General features: G+C 73.6%; 13 protein-coding genes. 6 read left to right on the forward strand and 7 right to left on the reverse strand.

The annotated features are described in order from the left end of the window. The first annotated feature begins 114 nt into the window (after positions 1-114). Both GA0070562_RS06895 and katG read left to right on the forward strand, forming a co-directional pair. Positions 115-570, forward strand: a complete 456-nt coding sequence (locus tag GA0070562_RS06895) for a Fur family transcriptional regulator (protein ID WP_091417126.1) — start codon at positions 115-117, stop codon at positions 568-570. Further along, positions 567-2,843, forward strand: a complete 2,277-nt coding sequence (gene katG / locus GA0070562_RS06900; RefSeq protein ID WP_091417130.1) for a catalase/peroxidase HPI — start codon at positions 567-569, stop codon at positions 2,841-2,843. The genes GA0070562_RS06895 and katG overlap by 4 nt, the downstream gene beginning before the upstream one ends. A gap of 96 nt (positions 2,844-2,939) precedes the next feature. Here katG and GA0070562_RS06905 read toward each other — a convergent pair whose 3' ends face one another. Next, the gene (locus GA0070562_RS06905; RefSeq protein ID WP_091417132.1) at positions 2,940-3,554 is read right to left on the reverse strand and encodes a helix-turn-helix transcriptional regulator; all 615 of its coding nucleotides are present in this window, start codon (positions 3,552-3,554) and stop codon (positions 2,940-2,942) included. A gap of 47 nt (positions 3,555-3,601) precedes the next feature. Continuing rightward, positions 3,602-3,904 carry a hypothetical protein gene (locus GA0070562_RS06910; RefSeq protein WP_091417136.1) on the reverse strand — a complete coding sequence of 101 codons (303 nt, stop codon included), beginning with the start codon at positions 3,902-3,904 and terminating at the stop codon, positions 3,602-3,604. 244 nt (positions 3,905-4,148) lie between these two features. Here GA0070562_RS06910 and GA0070562_RS30605 point away from each other — a divergent pair, with 244 nt between their 5' ends. Further along, positions 4,149-4,784, forward strand: a complete 636-nt coding sequence (locus GA0070562_RS30605) for a hypothetical protein (RefSeq protein WP_244253763.1) — start codon at positions 4,149-4,151, stop codon at positions 4,782-4,784. A 40-nt stretch (positions 4,785-4,824) separates the two neighbouring features. Here GA0070562_RS30605 and GA0070562_RS06920 read toward each other — a convergent pair whose 3' ends face one another. After that, entirely contained in the window at positions 4,825-6,471 is a 1,647-nt protein-coding gene (locus GA0070562_RS06920) for a right-handed parallel beta-helix repeat-containing protein (RefSeq protein ID WP_091417139.1), read from the reverse strand. Positions 6,472-6,883: 412 nt separating this feature from the next. On the opposite strand from GA0070562_RS06920, the gene GA0070562_RS06925 reads away from it, so the two are divergent. After that, positions 6,884-9,064: a carbohydrate-binding module family 20 domain-containing protein gene (locus tag GA0070562_RS06925; protein ID WP_091417144.1), complete on the forward strand. Its 2,181-nt coding sequence runs from the start codon at positions 6,884-6,886 to the stop codon at positions 9,062-9,064. Positions 9,065-9,112: 48 nt separating this feature from the next. Here GA0070562_RS06925 and GA0070562_RS06930 read toward each other — a convergent pair whose 3' ends face one another. From GA0070562_RS06930 to GA0070562_RS06945, 4 genes are all read right to left on the reverse strand, one after another. Then, on the reverse strand, positions 9,113-10,318 hold the full coding sequence (locus GA0070562_RS06930; RefSeq protein ID WP_254663748.1) for an MFS transporter: 1,206 nt from the start codon (positions 10,316-10,318) through the stop codon (positions 9,113-9,115). A 76-nt stretch (positions 10,319-10,394) separates the two neighbouring features. Next, positions 10,395-10,868: a hypothetical protein gene (locus tag GA0070562_RS06935; RefSeq protein ID WP_091417147.1), complete on the reverse strand. Its 474-nt coding sequence runs from the start codon at positions 10,866-10,868 to the stop codon at positions 10,395-10,397. Positions 10,869-10,902: 34 nt separating this feature from the next. Beyond that, a complete protein-coding gene (locus tag GA0070562_RS06940; protein WP_091417150.1) occupies positions 10,903-11,091 on the reverse strand; it encodes a ribonuclease in 189 nt (62 codons plus the stop codon). A 41-nt stretch (positions 11,092-11,132) separates the two neighbouring features. Beyond that, the gene (locus tag GA0070562_RS06945) at positions 11,133-11,945 is read right to left on the reverse strand and encodes a hypothetical protein (RefSeq protein WP_372443294.1); all 813 of its coding nucleotides are present in this window, start codon (positions 11,943-11,945) and stop codon (positions 11,133-11,135) included. Between the two features lie 110 nt (positions 11,946-12,055). Between GA0070562_RS06945 and GA0070562_RS06950 the strand changes: the two genes are divergently transcribed. Both GA0070562_RS06950 and GA0070562_RS06955 read left to right on the forward strand, forming a co-directional pair. Next, positions 12,056-14,770 carry a cation-translocating P-type ATPase gene (locus tag GA0070562_RS06950; RefSeq protein ID WP_319616876.1) on the forward strand — a complete coding sequence of 905 codons (2,715 nt, stop codon included), beginning with the start codon at positions 12,056-12,058 and terminating at the stop codon, positions 14,768-14,770. Positions 14,771-14,791: 21 nt separating this feature from the next. Continuing rightward, positions 14,792-15,673 (forward strand): universal stress protein, encoded by an 882-nt coding sequence (locus GA0070562_RS06955; RefSeq protein ID WP_091418429.1) that lies wholly within the window; start codon positions 14,792-14,794, stop codon positions 15,671-15,673. The last annotated feature ends 8 nt before the right edge of the window (positions 15,674-15,681 follow it).

Raw genomic sequence — 15,681 nt, forward strand, 5'->3', positions numbered from 1 at the left:
GCCGCGCCTGGCGCGGCACCCCCGTTTTCGTGTGCCCGGAGTGTGCTGATGTGACAGCCGACACACCTGGGCAAAAACTTGATTCATTCCAAAAGAGCGGACTAAGGTCGTCGCATGACGGCCGACTTCGAGACGCAGCTCCGGGCGGTCTCGTTGCGGGTGACCCGGCCCCGCCTGGCGGTGCTGGCCGCGCTGCGTGACCATCCACACGTCGACACCGACACGGTGATCGCCCTGGTCCGCGCCGACCAGCCCACCGTGTCCCACCAGGCGGTCTACGATGTGCTCCGGGCACTCACCGACGCCGGGCTGATCCGGCGCATCCAGCCGGCCGGCGCCACGGCCCGCTACGAGTCGAGGGTGGGAGACAACCACCACCACGTCGTGTGCCGTTCCTGCGGCGCCATCGCCGACGTCGAGTGCGCCGTCGGCCGCGCCCCCTGTCTCACCGCCTCGGACGACCACGGCTTCGTGGTGGACGAGGCGGAGGTCGTCTACTGGGGCACCTGCCCCGGCTGCGCGGCCGACCGTACCGCCCAGCGATCCGCCAGTTCGGAAGGAAACAGATGAGCGACACCCAGGACAACCGGCCCGTCAGCCCGCAGGGCGTGGACGCCAAGGAGGCGGCCGGCTGCCCGGTCGCGCACGACTCCGTGACCGCGCACGGCAGCGAGAGCGAGAACCCGGCGATCGACTCGCCGACCCCGAAGACCGGCGGTCGTCCGCGCAGCAACCGCGACTGGTGGCCCAACCAGCTCGACCTGTCGGTGCTGCACGCCCACTCCTCCAAGGGCAACCCGCTGGGCCCGGAGTTCAGCTACGCCAGGGAGTTCGCCAAGCTCGACGTCGAGGCGCTCAAGCGGGACATCGCCGAGGTTCTCACCACCTCGCAGGACTGGTGGCCGGCCGACTTCGGCCACTACGGCGGCCTGATGATCCGGATGAGCTGGCACGCCGCGGGCACCTACCGCATCGAGGACGGCCGCGGTGGCGCCGGCGACGGCGGGCAGCGGTTCGCCCCGCTGAACAGCTGGCCCGACAACGCCAACCTGGACAAGGCCCGCCGGCTGCTCTGGCCGGTCAAGCAGAAGTACGGCCAGAAGATCTCCTGGGCCGACCTGCTGGTGCTCGCCGGCAACGTGTCCCTGGAGTCGATGGGCTTCAAGACCTTCGGCTTCGGTTTCGGCCGTGAGGACGTCTGGGAGCCGGAGGAGATCTTCTGGGGCCCCGAGGACGCCTGGCTCGGCGACGAGCGCTACTCCTCCGAGAAGGAGATGGTGGCCGGCGTCGGCGCCACCGAGATGGGTCTGATCTACGTCAACCCGGAGGGCCCGCGCGGCAACGCCGACCCGCTCGCCGCGGCGCACTTCATCCGCGAGACGTTCCGCCGGATGGCCATGAACGACGAGGAGACCGTCGCGCTGATCGCCGGCGGCCACACCTTCGGCAAGACCCACGGCGCCGGCCCCGCCGACGGCCACGTCGGTCCCGAGCCGGAGGCCGCGCCGCTGGAGTCGCAGGGCCTGGGCTGGCTGAGCACGTACGGCGAGGGCAAGGGCGGCGACACGATCACCAGCGGTCTCGAGGTGACCTGGACCGACCGCCCGACGGAGTGGAGCAACCGGTTCTTCGAGATCCTCTTCGGCTACGAGTGGGAGCTGACCACCAGCCCCGGTGGCGCCAAGCAGTGGGTCGCCAAGGACGCCGAGGCGATCATCCCGGACGCCCACGACCCGTCGAAGAAGCACAAGCCGACCATGCTCACGACCGACCTGTCGCTGCGGGTCGACCCGGCGTACGAGAAGATCTCCCGCCGGTTCCTGGAGAACCCGGACGAGTTCGCGCTGGCGTTCGCCAAGGCCTGGTACAAGCTGCTGCACCGTGACATGGGTCCGGTCAGCCGCTTCCTCGGCCCGTGGGTGCCCGAGGCCCAGCTCTGGCAGGACCCGGTACCGGCCGTCGAGCACGAGCTGGTGAGCGACTCCGACGTCGCCGCGCTCAAGGCGAAGGTGCTGGAGTCCGGCCTCACCACCGCCCAGCTGGTCTCCACCGCCTGGGCCTCGGCCGCGAGCTACCGCTCCACCGACAAGCGCGGTGGCGCCAACGGCGCGCGGATCCGGCTGGAGCCGCAGCGCAACTGGGAGGTCAACCAGCCCGAGCAGCTCGCCACCGTGCTGAGCACCCTGGAGGGCATCCAGCAGGAGTTCAACGCGGCCGGCGGCGCCCAGATCTCGCTCGCCGACCTGATCGTGCTGGCCGGCTCGGCCGCTGTCGAGCAGGCGGCGCGCGACGCCGGCGTCGAGGTGACGGTGCCGTTCCACGCGGGTCGTACCGACGCCACGCAGGAGCAGACCGACGTCGAGTCGTTCCGGGTGATGGAGCCGCGTGCCGACGGTTTCCGCAACTACCTGCGGCCGGGCGAGAAGACCCAGCCGGAGGTTCTGCTCATCGACCGCGCGTACATGCTGAACCTGACCGCGCCGGAGATGACCGTGCTGGTCGGCGGTCTGCGCGCGCTCGGCAACAACGTCGGCGGCGCCGCGCACGGCGTGCTCACCGACCGGCCCGGCGTGCTCACCAACGACTTCTTCGTCAACCTGCTGTCCCCGGGCACCCGGTGGAAGGCGGCGGAGTCCGAGGAGCACGTGTACGAGATCCGGGACCTGGCGACCGACCAGGTGAAGTGGACCGCCACCGCGGTCGACCTCATCTTCGGCTCCAACTCGCAGCTGCGGGCGCTGGCCGAGGTCTACGCCAGCGACGACGCGCGGGAGAAGTTCGTCCGCGACTTCGTGGCCGCCTGGACGAAGGTCATGGAGCTGGACCGCTTCGACCTGGCCTGATCCGCCGCATCTGAGCGAGCCCCGGTCCGTCGCGCCGCGACGGGCCGGGGCTCGCCCCGTTGCCGGGGCCGGTCGCCCGGCACAGGTCCGGCCGGGTCAGCCGTGCAGCGTACGGCTCGGTGGGATGCCAAATACGGACCGATAGTGAGCGGTGAACCTGCTGTGGCTCAGGAATCCCCATCGGGTGGCGATCCGGCTGACGGTTTCGCGTCTCGGATCGCTCATGCGCAGTTCCTGGTGTGCCCGCTCCAGCCGGATGCGCCGCAGGTAGGCGGCCGGCGTGCTGTCCAGATGCCGCCGGAAGGCCAGTTGCAGGGATCGTACGGACACGGCGGCGGCGACTGCGACATCCGCCGGGCTGATGTCACGGTGCGCGTTCTCCTCCATGAAGGCGATGGCCCGGCGGAGCGCCGGCGCCGAGGCGTCCCGGCGGTCCTGCGGCGTCGGATCGGTCAGAGCGGTGTTGGGAAAGACGGCGAGCGCGGCCGCCGCGAGGGTGCGCGCCGCCGTGGCGAGCACCAGCGGCTGGCGGCCGGCCTCGGGGTTGCCCAGCACGGCGAGGCGTACGTAGCGGGCGGTGAGCCGCCAGTGCTCGGCCAGAACCGGGGAGGCCGGCTGGAGGTCGGTGAACCGGATGGGTGCGGGCCGGCGTCCGGGAGCAGGGGAGACGACCTGCTGGAGCAGGCCCGGGTCCAGCTGGACCAGCAGCACCTCTCCGCAGCGCCACCGTAGGCGGTACGGACGGCCCGGATGGGCGTTCAGGAACACGTCACCGGGGCGGAGGGATGCAGTTCGCCCTCACTGATGCGGCTCACCATGCTGCTCGTGCTCTGGCAGACGACCACCGAGTCGAGTTGCTCGACGTCGATGCGCAGATCGCCCGACTGCGCGACCCGGTCCACCCGGAACGAGCCGGCGTTGAGCCGTCGGTGGCTGAGCCGGAACCCGCCGCCCCCGCGGATGCGCATGCCCCGCGTGCCGTACGCCTCGGTGAGGTAATGGTGAATGAGGTCCGGCCGCCGGCTCCTGAAGTGATGGCTGACGATGGAGCTGGGCCTCACGTCGTCTCCCTGCCGTGTCCGTCCGGGGAGTGGAAGTCGTCACCGCGGGGAGCGAAGGAATCTCATCTCCCGAATGTTATTGCTTGATGGGATTCCTGGACATCCCCAATCCCATCAATGGACTTTGCGCTAAGCGATCAGCGGCATGCCTTTCGTGCGCTGAGGGGCCTAGCCCCGCATTCCGCCGGTGCGGAAAAGTCGGCCCCGTTGTGGCTCGCTGGGGGCGGTGGTCGAGGGGGCGCAGGTGGACATGGCGTATGCGCGGGACGTGGCCCGGAAGGCGGCGGCGGAGTCGCTCCGGCAGATCGTGGACGATCATCGCGTGGCCGGCCGGCTCCGGGGGAACGAGCCGGCCCTGAGCGTCGCGGTGCGGGAGACGCTGCAGGAGGCGCTGGCGCATCCGTCCCGCGCGGACGGCCATGCGCTGCGCGACTTCTGCCAGCGGCGGGGATGGACCCTTGACGAGTTCGACGTGTTGGGGCATCACCTGCTGACCGCCGTGCTGGCCCAGCGGGTGGGGGTGGAGGCACTGGTCCGGGTCGGCGCGGCGCTGACCCGTGTCCGCCAGCGCCTCGCAGGGCCGGCGCCCGGCGCCGGACGGCCGCGCCCGGACCGGCGTGGCCGCAACAGCGCGTCCCGCCACTACGCCCCGCCCGCACATCTGCCGCTGCCGCCGAGCTGGCGGTGCAGCGGCTGCGCCGCCGCCTGGCCGTGTCCCACGAAGCAGAGTCAGCTGCTCGTCGAGTTCGGTGGTACGACCGCCGGGCTCGCCGTCTATCTCGGCGCCTGTCTCGTCGCCGCCACCAAGGACCTTCCGGCCCTGCCACCCGCCCAGGCCAGGGCTCGCTTCCTGGGTTGGCTGCCGCGCCGGCGGTTCTGACCCGGGCGCCGGTCGCGCCCGCCGCCCCACACCAGGGCGGTCACTGGTCGCCGTGGTTGCCCTCCCAGTGCCCGCCGAGGGCGGGGGTGTCGGCGCGGATCGCGGTGTGGTTGCCGTCGAGGTCGTTCTCGACCACCCGGCAGTTCAGGCAACTGCCGCGCTCGGTGATCCAGATGCCGGCGGTCTGCGTGCCGGAGCCGCTGTCCCGGATCAGGTTGCCGCGCACGGTGACCGAGTCGCAGGTGGCGTTCAGCGTGACACCGGCCCGGTTCGGCGGCGGGTCCGGCAGCTCGTACGGCGTACCGGGCGACGGGATGTCGGCGCTCCAGGAGCTGTCGATGCCCGGGCGGTTCGGCGCGAGCACGAGCGTCGTCTCGTCGTTGCTGGCGACCACCGCGAAGCGCCGGCCGACTCGCAGGCGCTTGCCCCGGTGCCCGTCCCGCGGCCAGCGGGCACGCTGGTCGACGAGCGTGGTCTCGGTGTAGCGGACCGACTCGCCGCCGCCGGTGGCGGCCGGGGCGCACTGGCGGCCGTTGTTGCGGATCCGGTTGTTGATGATCACCGCGTCCCGCAGTGGGCGGTCGGAGCGGATTCCGTCGAGGCTGTTGCCCCAGATGTCGTTGCTCTCGATGACGATCTCCTCGGCGGTGGCCCGGTTGCCCTCGCCGAGATCCTGGTGGTGGTAGCCGTAACGGCCGTTGCCGGTGATCCGGTTGCCCCGCACCGTGTAGGGACCCCGCGTGTTGCCGATGTTCACCCCGTCGCGGAGGTTGCCGTCGATCAGGCAGTCGGTGAGCAGGCCGCCGCGCCCGGGAACGCCGGTGGTGCCCTTCGCCGAGACCTGGAAGCCGGCCTCCAGGTTGCCGACCATCGTGCAGCCGGTGACGATCAGCCCGTCGGCGCCCCAGTCGGAGATGCCGAACCGGTTGCCCTCGGCGTGGCAGCCGATGATCCGGATGCCCCGGGGCTGCGGCCGGCCCGCGTACTGCATCTCGACGAAGATCCCGTTGGTGGCGTTGCCGACGGCCGTGCAGTCGGCGATGGTCAGCCGCTCGACCGGCCCCCACCCGCCGATGCCGATGCCGATGCCCGCGCCGCCCATCTCCAGGCCGTCGTCCATCCGTCCGCACTCCAGCACCCGGACGTTGTCGACCACCGTGTCCTGGAGGAAGTCGCAGCCGAACCCGGTGGCGGCGGTGTGGTGGATGAACAGGTTGCGGAAGACGCCCCCGGTCACGTACTGCAACCCCAGCCCTTTGGCCAGCGGGTTGTAGTCGGCCGACGCGACCCCGGAACCGTCGATCTCGAAGTCGGCGAACGTGCAGTAGGCCAGATGCCGGTCCGGGCTCGCCCCGTGCTGCTCGGCGGTGTGGAACGCCAGCGGAACCGGCTGCGCCCGGTTGCCCTCGTTGCTCAGCACGAACCGGGTCGCACCCGGCCCGGCGCCCACCAGCGACACCCCGCTGCGCCAGACGGTGGCGGCGTCGCGGACGGCGTACACCCCGGGCGGGCAGTAGACCACCCTGGCCCGGCCGTCGGCGTCGTACGCGTCGCCGAGCCGGTCGACGAGCGCCGCCAGGGCCGGCTGGTCGTTGGTCACCCCGTCACCGGTCAGGCCGTGCTCCCGGGCGTCACACAGCAGCGGCGCGCCGGCCACGGCGTGCCGGCGGACACCGGCTGCGGTCACGGCATCTCCCTCGGGCCAGGACGGCGCGCACGGGCACGGCGTGTGAGCCGTCCGTGAGCGGGATCTACCGACACGGTACGTGCCGGCGGCCCCCGGCAGGCCCGGATCGGCTCAGGTCGGAGTCGCCGGCCCGCAAACGTTGGAAAATCTGCTCGGAAGTTGCGGTCATCCCGCAAAGCGGTTCACCGTGTCCCGAGCAGCGGGAACCGCGACCGACCCTGGTTCACCGGGTCCAGCATGGATCGCCGCTGGTGGCCGGGAACGCGGGCCGCTTCGTATTGCCTGCTGGTTTCGAAAACTTTGCCGCAAGCTCTTGCAAAGACTTTCATGGATGGCGCATCGTGTTCGTCACCCGGGACGGCCGCCCCACCCCCGCTCACCCTTTCGAACCCACGGAAGAGGTCCCCCAACCATGCAATCCACCAGGCCACACCCCCGTGGCCGCGCCGGTCGCCTGCTGCTCGCCGCCGCGCTCGTCGCGGCCGGCGGCACGGTCGCCGTCGCCGCTGCCACCACCGTCCCCACCCCCGCCCGCGCCGCCGTCGTGCTCAACGACAGCGAGGTGACCGCCAACCTCTGGGAATGGAACTGGACGTCGGTCGCCGCCGCCTGCACCGACCACCTCGGACCGGCCGGATACGGCGCGGTGCAGGTGGCGCCGCCGCAGGAGTCGGTGAAGCTGCCCGCCAGCGCTGACGGCGCCTACCCCTGGTACGAGGTGTACCAGCCGGTGTCGTACAGGCTGGACAGCCGGTTCGGCAACCGCCAGCAGTTCGCCGCCATGGTCACCGCGTGCCACAACGCCGGTGTGCGCGTCTACGTCGACGCGGTGGTCAACCACATGGCCGGCACCAACAACCCGGCCGGTACGCGCGGCTACGCCGGCACCGAGTTCTCCGGCTACAGCTACCCGGCCGTGCCGTACGGCGACGGTGACTTCCACCGCCCCGGCGACAACTGCCCGACCGGCGGCGCGATCGGCGACTGGAACAACGAGGCCCAGGTGACCAGCTGCGAGCTGCTGTCGCTGTCCGACCTCTACACCGAGAAGGAAACGGTCCGGAACAAGATCGCGGCGTACCTGAACGACCTGATCGGGCTCGGCGTCGACGGCTTCCGGGTCGACGCGGTCAAGCACATCCGCAAGGACGACTTCGCGGCCGTCCTCGGCAAGCTGAACGACACCGTCGCCGAGGGCCGGCGACCTTACGTGGCGCAGGAGATCTTCGACGGGGCGAGCAACCCGGCGTTGCAGGCCCGCGCGTACATCGGCAACGGCGACGTGCTCGACTTCGCGTACGCCAAGGGCATCCGCTCGGCGTTCCAGGGCTCCATCTCGGCGCTGGCGAACGTGCCGAACTGGAACCTCGACGCGCCGAGCGCAAACGTCTTCTCCATGGTCACCAACCACGACCTGGAGCGCGACGGCGTGGTGCTGTCGTACAAGAACGGCACCGACTACGTGCTGGCGAACTACTTCGCGCTGGCCTACCCGCACGGCAGGCCGTCGGTCTACGACAGCTTCACCTGGTCCAACCGCAACCAGTCCCCGCCGCACGACGGCACCGGGCGCGTCACCGACACGGTGTGCGGCGCCGTCTGGAACTGCCTGAGCCGCACCACCGGCGTCAAGGGCATGGTCGGCTGGGCCAACGCGGCCCGCCCGGTGAAGACCGTCTCGGACTTCACCACTGTGAACAGCAACGTGATCGGCTTCCACCGGGGCGACCGGGCGTGGATCGGCATCAACGACTCCGGCTCGGCCACCACCGCCACCTTCGTCACCGGTCTCGCCGACGGCCGGTACTGCGACGTCGTCTCCGGCGTCGCCACCGGCAGCGGCTGCACCGGCTCCACGGTGACGGTGTCCGGTGGCCGGGCCACCGTGACCGTCCCGGCCAACGACGCGGTCGCCATCCACGTGAACGCCCGGCCGGGCGCGAGCCCGTCCCCGACGGCCTCCCCGACCGCGTCCCCGACGGTCAGCCCGGGTGACCGGATCGCCACCACGTTCACCGTCACCGCGAACCTGGCCGCCGGGCAGGACGTCTACGTCGTCGGCGGCATCCCCGAGCTGGGCTCGTGGACGCCCGCGAACGGAGTCGAGCTCGCCGCGCAGGGCGGAGGCGCCTACCGCGCCACCGTCAGCCTGCCCCGGTCCGCCGCCGTGGAGTACAAGTTCGTCAAGCTGACCTCCGCCGGCGCCGTCACCTGGGAGTCCGGCGCGAACCGGACGTTCACCACCCCGGCCGGCGGCACGTACGCGGTGACCGAGACGTTCCGCGGCGACACCGTCACCACGACTGTGGCCACCACGTTCTCCGCCACCGCGACCACCGTCTACGGGCAGAACGTGTTCGTGGTCGGCAACATACCGGCGCTCGGCGGCTGGAACCCGGCCGCCGCCGTCGCGCTCTCGTCCGCCGCCTACCCAGTCTGGCGGGCCACGGTCGACCTGCCCGCGAACACCGCCGTCGAGTACAAGTACGTCAAGAAGAACCCGGACGGCACGGTGACCTGGGAGTCCGGCGCCAACCGGACGCTCACCACGCCGGCCGGCGGCACCCGCGCCGTCACCGACACCTGGCGCTGACGATCGTGCGGCCCGTCCCCCTCACCCCTGGGGACGGGCCGCATCCGGTCAGGCCCGGACCCGGGCCTCGTCACCGGCCTGCGCCGGGGTGGCGGCTCCGCCCCGGCGGCGTCCGCCATGAGCCGCCGCAAGCGCGGCGGCCAGGCACATCACGGCGGCGACCACCAACGGCGGCCGCCCGCCGACGGCTACCGCCGCCGACCCGAGCGGGACGGCCAGCGTGATCGGGCCGAACATCGCGGTGTTCGCGGTCCCGGCGACCCGCCCCAGCATCGCCGGTGGCGTGTAGGTCTGCACGGCGGTGACCGCCGCGACGAGCGTCCAGGGCAGACCTACACCGGCCACCACCGAGGCGGCCACGGTGCCCGGCCACCACGGCAGGCATCGCCCGAGACAGCCGACGGCGAACAGGACCGCGCCGGCGGCACCGACCGCGATCTCGCCGCGGCGGCGGGCGAACCGGCCGACGACGAGCCCGGCGAGCAGTGACCCGGCGCCCTGTGCGCTCGCGAGCACACCGAGGAACGTCGACGGCATGGCCAGGTCCGTCACCACCACGTCGTACAGCGCCGCGGTGGTGAAGCCGGACATCGCGATGGACACCGCCGCGAGCGCCACGGGTACGCGTACCGCGCGCCGGGCCAGGAGCGCGGCAAGCCCGCCCCGCACTCGCGCCGGGCGTGCGGCCGGGGAAGCGGGGTCGGTCCGCGTCAGGCGCAACGCGCCGTACAGGGCGGCCACGAGCACCGGTACGGCGGCGGCGAGCACCGCGACGACGTGCCCGCCCCGCCACGCGTACAGGCCCGCCCCGGCCAGCGGCGCCACCAGCTTCATGCCCTCCTGCGCGCTCGACCGCCACCCGTTGACGTCGGCCAGCCGGGCCGGGGGGAGCGCGGCGGGCAGCAGCGCGGTCTCGCCGGCGTCGACGAGCACGTAGCCGACGCCGTAGGCGAACGAGACGGCGTAGATCAGCCACGCCTGGCCGGGCCCTCGTACGGCCAGCAGGCTCAGCAGCGCGGCGGCGAGCGCGAGGTTGACGCCGATCACCAGGGGACGCCGGGGCACCCGGTCGAGCAGGCCGCCGAGCCACGGTCCGGCCAGCGTCGGGGCGTAGACGCAGAGACCGGCCAGCGCGGCGAGCCCGGTGGAGCCGGTGAGGTCCAGGATCCAGATGCCGGAGACCAGGGCCATGGCGCTGCCGCCGAGGCCGGCCAGCATCGAGACGGCCACGAACAGGAAGGTGTTGCGGCGCATGAATCCCCCGAGAGTTGAGCCTGAAGGACTCATCCTCGGGAATTGAGTCGCAGTGGCGCAATGGCTTCGGCCGGCGTCAATGCTCCGTTGACAGGGCCGCCGTGATGCGGCGGGCGGCGTCGCGTACCGGAGCCGGCAGCCGGCGCCCCGCTCCGGCCAGATCGTCGGCGAGGTGCGCGGCCAGCGCATACAGCGGCCCGGCCGGGGCGTCGAGCGCGAGCGCGCAGGTGCGGCGCGTCAACGCCGCGCGGGGGAAACAGCCGTCCCACGAGCGGTCCGTCTCGATCCAGCGGTGCAGGTCGGCGACTGCCGCCCGGAGCGCCGGCACGTCGGAGGAGGCGGCCGGGTCGAGCGCGGCCAGGCGGCCCCGCCGGGCCGCCACGAGGCGCTGCCGGCGCTGCTCGGCGGCCTGCCGGCTGCCCAGGCCCAGCGAACGCGCGATCTCGGCCCAGGTGGCGCCGTCGTGCCGGGCCCGGTCGATGAGGTCCAGCTCGCGATCGTCCAACCGGACCCGGGCCGCGGCGATCTCGGACAGGCCGGCCAGGGTCACCCGTCAACGCTACCTTGACACCCCTTCGTCGGCGTCAGTCCTCCGGGACGCCCGGGCCCACGTCACCACGCGCCAGGTGCTCGGCGTTGCGGTCGGCCTCGCTCTCCGCGTTCTCCACCCCGGCGCCCGGATCCCGGGTACGCCGCCCCTCGGCGTCCTGGAACACCTGCCCGCGCTCGAGCGCGCTCTCCTGCTGTCGCTGGAACTGCCTCGGATCAGTCATGACCGTCAGGTGCCCCGGCGGCCGCGCGGCAAACCGGTACGTCAGCGCGGCGGCGCCACGTAGAGGGCGGTGCGGCAGCCCGTCTCGCCCGGCTCCAGCCAGATCCGGTCGTACCCGGGGGATTCGATCTTCCCGGCCGGTGTGCGGACGAGCAGGAGGCAGTCCCGTTCGGCCGGTACGCCGACGGCGGCGACGAGCGCGCCCTCGTGCACTGTCGTGTCGACGGTGATCCAGTCCTGCGGGAACGCCGCCCGCACCGCGCCCGCCAGCGTGTCCGGGGTGGCGGTGCGCAGCACGGCGGTGAGCCGCTGCCGTCCGTCGTCGGGCACCCTCGGCACCGGCGCGGCGGTGGGTGGCGAGGGAGCGGGGCCGCTCGGACAGTCGATCTCGTGATACGTCGTGTAGCGGTATAGCTCGAACTCGTACCGGTAGCAGCGGGTGGCCTCACCGGCGCTGTTGCTCGCACCGCCGATCGACACCGGCGGCTGCTCCGGCACTGTCACCACGAACCGCACGTCGACTGTGGCCCGCTCGTCCCCGGCGGTGCGGCCGGACCAGGCCAGTGCCTCCCGCCGGACTGTCGCACCACCGCCCGACGCGGCGTCCTGCGGCTCCTGGCTGATCTCGGCGGCCGCGATCGACCCGGCGTCACGTGCCCGGTTGCGGTGCCCCAGGTCGGTGTTGAGCTGCTTGGCCTCCGCCGCCGCGGTGTCGCGCGCCAGCGCGTCGCCGCTCTCCTCCCCGATCCCCTTCCCGCATCCGGCCGATGCGACGAGGAGCACCGCGACCGCGCAGCGGATCCACGGGTTACGGGACGGAGGTGTCGCCCCGGCGGAGCTGCCTGTCCGGTTCACCGAGCGGACGTTACCGGCGAGCCGGGAGTCGCGCTGCCCCGTACGCGGGGGGCCGTTGGTCCCGGGTCCGGCAGGCCCTCGGCCCTGCGACCCGGGCCCGCCCGCGCGGCATGCTGGGATCGCCCGGCGTGGGCGGCGACGACATGGAGGACGATGTGGTGATCAACGGCGGGCCTGCTGCGGCGACGACGCCCACCGAGATCTCGCCGGCCCCCGCGACCGGGCTCGGCTCGGCCGAGGCGGCCGCCCGGCTGCGGGCCGACGGGCCCAACACGGTGGCCGCGCCGCGCAAGCGCGGGTTGGCCGGCCGGGTGTTCCGCCAGCTCACCGACCCGCTGGTGGCGCTCCTGCTGGCCGCCGCCGTGGTGACCACGCTGCTGCGCGACTACCCGGACACCGCCGTGATCGTGCTGGTCGTCCTGATCAACACGGCGATCGGCGTGGTGCAGGAGGTACGCGCCGACCGGGCGGTCGCCGCGCTGGACCGGCTCGCCGCACCGACCGCGCGCGTGGTCCGCGACGGCCGTGACCTCGTGCTGCCCGCCGCCGACCTGGTCCGCGGCGACCTGGTCCGGCTGGAAGCCGGCGACGTGGTGCCCGCCGACCTGGACCTCACCGACGCGGTACGCCTCAGCCTGGACGAGTCGGCGCTGACCGGCGAGTCGGTGCCGGTGGCCCGGGTCGCGGGGGAGGAGGCCAGCGCGGGCACGGTGGTCACCACCGGTCGCGCCACCGGGACCGTGGTGCGAACCGGCGCGGCGAGCGCACTGGGCCGGATCAGCGCCCTGGTCGCGGCGACCCGGCCGGCGCCCACCCCGCTGCAACGACGCCTGTCCTCGCTCGGCCGGGTGCTCGGCCTGACCGCCGTGGTGCTCTCCGGGCTGGTCTTCGCGATCGGCGTGCTCGACGGGCGGCCGGTCACGCAGATGGCGGTCACCGCCGTCAGCCTCGTGGTGGCGGCCGTGCCGGAGTCGCTGCCCGCTGTCGTCACGCTCGCGCTCGCCCTGGGCGCGCGCCGGATGGCCGGCAGCCGGGCCATCCCCCGCCGGCTGCACGCGGTGGAGACCCTCGGCTCGGTCACCGTGATCGCCTCCGACAAGACCGGCACGCTCACCGAGGGCCGGATGGCGGTGCAGTACGCCGTCGTCCCCGGCCGCGACCGCTACGCCGTCACCGGCACCGGCTACGCGCCCGACGGCGAGGTGCACCACCGGGGCGAACCGGTGAGCGCCCCGGAGGAACTGCGCGCCCTCGCCCGCGCCGGGCTGCTCTGCAACGACGCCACAGTGACGCCGCCGACCGACGAGCGGCCGGAGTGGACCGCGATCGGTGACCCGCTGGAGGCGGCGCTGGTCACGTTCGGCGCCCGCTGCGGCCTGGACCCGGACACCACCCGCGAGGCCTGGCCCCGGGTGGCGGAGGCGCCGTTCGACCAGGACCTGCGCCGGATGACCACGGTGCACCGCCGCTGCGACGGGCGCTACCTGGTGGTCTGCAAGGGCGCGCCGGAGAACCTGCTGGCCGCGCCGCTGGTGGACGCCGACGCCGGGGAACTGGCCGAGCTGACCGGCGCCGCGCACCGGCTCGCCACCGAAGGGCTGCGGGTGCTGGCGGTGGCCTCGGCAGTGGTCGACACCCTGCCGGACCCGGCCCGACCGGCCGGCCTGCGCCCGCTGGGCCTGGTCGCGGTCGGCGACCCGCTGCGCGCGGCGGCGCCGGGCATCGCCGCGGGCTTCGAGGAGGCCGGCATCCGGCTGGTCCTCATCACCGGCGACCACCCGGCGACCGCCGCCGCCATCGGCGGGCGGCTCGGGCTCTGGCGCGACGGCGACCCGCTGGCGAACGGCGACGACGGCGACCCCGGCCGCGCCCACCCCGAGACCCGGGTGTACGCGCGGACCCAGCCGGAACAGAAGCTCGACATCATCGCCGGCCTGCAGACCCAGGGGCACGTGGTGGCGATGACCGGCGACGGCGTCAACGACGCCCCGGCGCTGCGCCGCGCGGACATCGGCGTGGCGATGGGCGGCGGCACCGAGGTGGCCCGGCAGGCCTCCGACCTGGTGCTCGTCGACGATGACCTGACCACTGTGGCGACCGCCATCGGCGAGGGCCGCCGGATCTACGACAACATCCGCCGGTTCCTGCGGTACGCGCTCGCCGGTGGCGTCGCCGAGATCGCGGTGATGCTGCTCGGCCCGCTGTTCGGCCTGCCGGTGCCGCTGCTGCCGGCGCAGATCCTCTGGATCAACCTGCTCACCCACGGCGTTCCCGGTGTGGCGCTCGGCGCGGAACCGGCCGAGCCGGGCACGCTGCGCCGGCCGCCCCGCTCGCCGCAGGAGTCGGTGCTCGGCGGCGGCCTGGGCCGGGACGTGCTGCTCACCGGCGGGCTGATCGCCGCGGCGACGCTCGGCGCCGGCGTGTGGGCCGCCGCGGCGGACCGGCCGTGGCAGTCGGTGGTGTTCGTGGTGCTCGGCCTGGCCCAGCTCGGTGTGGCGCTGGCCGTTCGCGCCACCCGTACCCCGGGCTCGCGCGAGCGCAACCTCGCGCTGCCGGTGGCGGTCGCGGTCTCCGCGGTCCTCCAGGTGGCGGGCGTGCTGCTGCCGCCGCTTCGGGAGCTGCTCGGCACGTCCCCGCTCGGCGCGCTCGACCTGCTCGCCTGCGCCGCGATCGGCGTGCTGCCCGGTCTGGTGCTGCGGCTGACCCGCCGCTTCCGCGGGAGCAACGCCTCCCGGACCGGGACCGACGACCCCAACGCCGGGACCGACGACCCCAACGCCGGGACCGCTGGCCCTGCCGGGTCGGCCGCCGGACGGGCAGGCTGAGGACGAGTGAAGGAGGACGTCATGACGATCCACTCGCGGGCCCCCGTCGTGGTGGGCGTGGACGGGTCGGCCGCCTCGCTGGACGCGGTCCGGGTGGCCGCCCGCGAGGCCGCCGACCGGAACCGGCCGCTGCAGGTGGTGCACGCGTTCATCTGGCCGCTGACCCGCGCGCCGCTCACCCCGGCCCCGGGCGCGCCCGCCGGCGCCGGCCTGCGCAACCAGGCGGAGCGGTGCGTCGCCGAGGCGGTCGCCGAGGCCGGCAAGGTGGCGCCGGACGTGCCGGTCACCGGCGTGGTGGTCGACGGCGCGGCGGCGGCGGTGCTGGTCGCCGAGTCCCGCGACGCCGCGCTGATCGTGCTCGGCCACCGCGGCCTGGGCGGGTTCGCCGGCCTGCTGATCGGCTCGGTCACGCTCCAGGTGTCGGCCCGCGCGCAGTGCCCGGTGCTGGTGACGCGCGGCGAGGCGCGCGCCGACGGCCCGGTCGTGGTCGGTGTCGACGGCTCCGAGCTGTCCACCGCGGCGGTCGGGTCCGCGTACGAGGAGGCCGCCCGCCGCGGCGCGCCGCTGATCGTGGTGCACGCCTGGCTGTACCCCACGCCGATCGGCCCCGGCGACATCCTGCCGCTGGTGTACGACCCCGAGGCCTTCGCCGAGGAGTCCCGGCGGGTCGTCGCCGAGTCGATCGCCGGCTGGGCCGAGCGTTACCCGGACGTGCCGGTGCGGCAGCGGTCGATCCGCGGCGCTCCGGCCCGGGTGCTGGTGGAGGAGTCGAAGGACGCCCAGCTGGTGGTGGTCGGCGCGCACGGCCGGGGCGCGCTCGGCGGGCTGCTGCTCGGCTCGGTCAGCCACGCGGTGCTGCACCACGCCCACTCGCCGCTGATGATCGTGCGCGACCGCGCCTGACGCCGCGA

Source organism: Micromonospora tulbaghiae (assembly GCF_900091605.1).
In the GTDB taxonomy this organism is placed as follows: Bacteria; Actinomycetota; Actinomycetes; order Mycobacteriales; family Micromonosporaceae; genus Micromonospora; species Micromonospora tulbaghiae.

What these genes read in the sequence shown, in the direction of transcription:
- GA0070562_RS06895 (WP_091417126.1), top strand. Translation starts at nt 115, where the DNA reads ATGACGGCCGACTTCGAGACGCAGCTCCGGGCGGTCTCGTTGCGGGTG.
- katG (WP_091417130.1), top strand. Translation starts at nt 567, where the DNA reads ATGAGCGACACCCAGGACAACCGGCCCGTCAGCCCGCAGGGCGTGGAC.
- GA0070562_RS06925 (WP_091417144.1), top strand. Translation starts at nt 6,884, where the DNA reads ATGCAATCCACCAGGCCACACCCCCGTGGCCGCGCCGGTCGCCTGCTG.
- GA0070562_RS06930 (WP_254663748.1), bottom strand. Translation starts at nt 10,318, where the DNA reads ATGCGCCGCAACACCTTCCTGTTCGTGGCCGTCTCGATGCTGGCCGGC.
- GA0070562_RS06940 (WP_091417150.1), bottom strand. Translation starts at nt 11,091, where the DNA reads ATGACTGATCCGAGGCAGTTCCAGCGACAGCAGGAGAGCGCGCTCGAG.
- GA0070562_RS06950 (WP_319616876.1), top strand. Translation starts at nt 12,056, where the DNA reads ATGCTGGGATCGCCCGGCGTGGGCGGCGACGACATGGAGGACGATGTG.
- GA0070562_RS06955 (WP_091418429.1), top strand. Translation starts at nt 14,792, where the DNA reads ATGACGATCCACTCGCGGGCCCCCGTCGTGGTGGGCGTGGACGGGTCG.